Source organism: Streptomyces sp. NPDC057474, assembly GCF_042802555.1.
Lineage (GTDB): Bacteria > Actinomycetota > Actinomycetes > Streptomycetales > Streptomycetaceae > Streptomyces.
Map to the genome: position 1 here is coordinate 1 of NZ_JBHVDX010000431.1, position 3,797 is coordinate 3,797.

Below are 3,797 nucleotides of genomic sequence, written 5' to 3' on the forward strand. Positions count from 1 at the left end.
GACCGGGGGCGCCCCCACCGCCGTACAGCCCGAGATCAGTCCACGAAGGTCGCGGACAGGGCCTCCGCCAGGCCCGGAACCAGTTCGGGTCCGGTGAGGACCTCGGTCGGGGTGTCCTTCTCGCGCAGGCGCAGGGCCGAGTCGCGGGAGCCGTCGCGGAGGACGGCGACCGTCATGCGGACCTCCTGGCGGTCGGGGTGGGAGGCGACCCACTTGGCGAGGCGGGCCCCGTCGAGGTTCTCGGGGACGGCCGCCTCGGCGGACGGCGGCAGCATCAGCCGCTCCACGGTCAGTGCGCAGCCGACCACCGCGTCGGGCCAGGCGATGGTGCCGAGGAACTCGTCCAGCGCCTTGCCGGCGGGGATCTCGTCCTGCTCGATCGGGGTGAGACCGGCGGTCTCGGACTCGTTTTGTAGACCAAGCTGGGCCGCGAGGGCGGGTTCCTGGGACCGCAGACGGACGGTATCCACGAGGGCGAAGAGGCGAGCGGGCTGGTCCCAGCCGAGGCCCGAGGCGTACTCGTCGATCTCGAGCACGGCCCGGGTGAGGGGGTTCGCTGCCATGGGAGTGTTGGACATGGTCACAATCCTGCCTCGTTCGTTCCCGGAACCGGGAACCGAGTAAAGCGTGAGTAAGTTGCATAGGTGAGGCCCCTACGATCACGGGGCCCGCTGGAGGGTCCGTATACGCGGGCCTGACGTATCGACAGCGAACTTCGAGGTGCGCACCTTGGCTTTCCAGATGCCGGACCGCGGCGGAGGCCCGACGGGGCCGCGGATCAGAGTGGGCCGACCGTCCCGACGTGTCCGGACGCTGCTCATGACGCTGGGCGTCCTTGCCGTCCTCGGCATGGCGTTCGTCATGTTCGCGGGGTTCTGGACGGACTGGCTCTGGTACCGGTCGGTGAGGTATTCGTCCGTCTTCACCACCACGCTGTGGACGAAGATCGGGCTCTTCTTCGTCTTCGGTCTGCTGATGTCGGCCTCGGTCGGCTTCAACATCTGGCTGGCGCACCGGCTGCGGCCACCGCTGAGCGCCATGTCGATGGAGCAGCAGAGCCTCGACAGGTACCGCATGGGCATCGCGCCCTACAAGAAGTGGCTGCTCCTCGGCATCACCTCCCTGGTCGGCCTCATCGCCGGCGCCTCCGCCTCCGGGCAGTGGCGCACCTGGCTGATGTGGGTCAACGGAGTGTCGTTCGGCCAGAAGGACCCCCAGTTCAACCTGGACGTCGCCTTCTACGCCTTCGACCTGCCCTGGTACCGATTCCTGCTCGGCTTCGGCTTCGCCGCCGCCGTGCTCTCGGTGATCGCCGCCGCGCTCACGCACTACCTGTACGGCGGCCTCAGGGTCACCTCCCCGGGCGCGCGTGCCACCGCCGCGGCCACCGGGCATCTGTCGGTGCTCCTCGGCATCTTCGTCGCCCTGAAGGCGGTCGCGTACTGGCTCGACCGGTACGGGCTCGCGGTGAAGTCCAGTGACTTCAAGGCGACGGGCAACTGGACGGGCCTCAGGTACGTCGACGCGAACGCGTACCTGCCGGCCAAGACGATCCTGTTCTGCATCGCCGTCATCTGCGCGCTGCTGTTCTTCGCCACCATCTGGCGGCGCACCTGGCAGCTGCCCGTCATCGGCTTCGGCCTGATGGTGCTCTCCGCGATCCTCATCGGCGGTCTGTACCCGGCGATCGTCCAGAAGTTCCAGGTCCAGCCGAACGAGCAGGCCAAGGAAGCGCCGTACGTCGAGAAGAACCTCTCGGCGACCCGGCAGGCCTACGGCATCGACGGGACCGAGGTCGAGGAGTACTCGGGTGTGAGCGACACCACGGACAAGACCAAGCTCCGTGCCGACGCCGACACCACGGCGAGCATCCGCATGCTCGACCCGAACATCGTCTCGCCGACGTTCCAGCAGCTCCAGCAGATGAGGAACTACTACGCGTTCCCCACGAACCTGGACGTCGACCGGTACAGGAACGAGGACGGCGCGGAGCAGGACACCGTCATCGGCCTGCGCGAGCTGAACCTCGCCGGTATCCCGAAGAACAACTGGATCAACGACCACTTCCGCTACACCCACGGCTACGGCGTGGTCGCCGCCAAGGGCACCGAGGCCACCTCCGGCGGCCGCCCGGTGTTCACCGAGTCCGACCTGCCGTCCAAGGGCGACCTGGGCAAGTACCAGCAGCGGGTCTACTACGGCGAGAAGACCACCCAGTACTCGATCGTCGGCGGTCCCCAGGACGAGATCGACTACTCCGACGACAGCGGTGAGAAGACCACCAGCTACAAGGGCAAGAGCGGGATCAACCTCTCCAACCCGGTCAACCGGGCCGCGTACGCGGTGGCGTTCAACGAGCCGCAGATCCTCTACTCCGGTGCCATCGGCGAGGGTTCGCGGATCCTGTACAACCGCACACCCAAGGAGCGCGTCGAGGCGGTGGCCCCCTGGCTGACCATCGACGGCGACGCCTACCCGGCCGTCGTCGACGGGAAGATCCAGTGGATCGTCGACGCGTACACCACCACCAACGGCTACCCGTACGCCTCTCGCACCACCCTGGGCGACACGACGGCCGACTCGCTGACCGCGGACAACAGTCAGCGTGCGGTGGTGGCCCAGCAGAACCAGGTCAACTACATCCGCAACTCGGTGAAGGCGACCGTCGACGCGTACACGGGTCAGGTCAAGCTCTACCAGTGGGACACCCAGGACCCGGTCCTGAAGACCTGGATGAAGGCGTTCCCGGGCACGGTGGAGTCGAAGGAGGACATCTCCGACTCACTGCTGGCCCATCTGCGGTACCCGCAGGACCTCTTCAAGGTCCAGCGTGAGCTGCTGACCCGCTACCACGTGAAGGACGCCGAGACGTTCCTCAGCGGCAGCGAGGTGTGGCAGGTCCCGGACGACCCGACCAACACCTCGGGCAACGCGGTGCCGCCGTACTACCTGAGCATGAAGCTGCCGAACCAGTCGGAACAGGCGTTCTCGCTCACCACGACGCTCACGCCGAACGGCCGGGACAATCTCAGCGCCTTCGTATCGGTCAACGCCGAGGCGGGCACCAAGGACTACGGCAAGATCAGAATTCTGAAACTGCCGACCAGTGAACCGATCGACGGACCGAAACAGGTCCAGAGCCAGTTCAACTCCGAACAGGACATCGCCGAGACCATCAGCCTCCTCAAGAGAGGTGACTCGCAGGTCGAGTACGGCAACCTCCTGACAGTTCCGCTCGACGGCGGACTGCTCTATGTGGAGCCCGTCTATGTGCGAGGCGGTGGACTCAAGTACCCGCTGCTGCGCAAGGTTCTGGTCACCTACGGCGGCAACACGGCCTTCGAGGACACTCTCGATGCGGCGCTCAACAAGGTGTTCGAAACCGAGGGTCCGACCACCGAGCCACCGGTGGACGAAGGCGACGAGGGCACCGACGAGCCGCCGGCGTCCGGTGATCCGACGGTCCAACAGGCCCTGGAAGAAGCCCAGAAGGCGTTCGACGAGGGCCAGCAGGCGCTCAAGGACGGCGACTGGGAGGCGTACGGCCGGGCCCAACAGGACCTGGAGGACGCGCTGAAGCGGGCCGAGGAAGCACAGTCCAAGGCCGACGGGACCGGCGGCAGCGGCAGTGAGGACAGCGGCCAGAGCGGCGACGGAGGCTCTGGAAGCGGCTGATTCTGAACTCCACCCCGCGCCGTGGTACGGTTGCAACACAACGGCGCGGGGTGGAGCAGCTCGGTAGCTCGCTGGGCTCATAACCCAGAGGTCGCAGGTTCAAATCCTGTCCCCGCTACTGA

The 3,797-nt window shown here is 66.7% G+C and carries 2 protein-coding genes and 1 tRNA gene; 2 read left to right on the forward strand and 1 reads right to left on the reverse strand.

The window, feature by feature from the left end:
* Positions 1–35: 35 nt before the first annotated feature.
* Positions 36–578, reverse strand: coding sequence for a PPA1309 family protein (locus ACFU53_RS47230; RefSeq protein WP_384006610.1), 543 nt, complete (start codon positions 576–578; stop codon positions 36–38).
* A 163-nt stretch (positions 579–741) separates the two neighbouring features.
* On the opposite strand from ACFU53_RS47230, the gene ACFU53_RS47235 reads away from it, so the two are divergent.
* Positions 742–3,675: a UPF0182 family protein gene (locus tag ACFU53_RS47235; protein ID WP_384006613.1), complete on the forward strand. Its 2,934-nt coding sequence runs from the start codon at positions 742–744 to the stop codon at positions 3,673–3,675.
* 44 nt (positions 3,676–3,719) lie between these two features.
* Positions 3,720–3,793: transfer RNA gene (locus ACFU53_RS47240), tRNA-Met, on the forward strand.
* Positions 3,794–3,797: the final 4 nt, after the last annotated feature.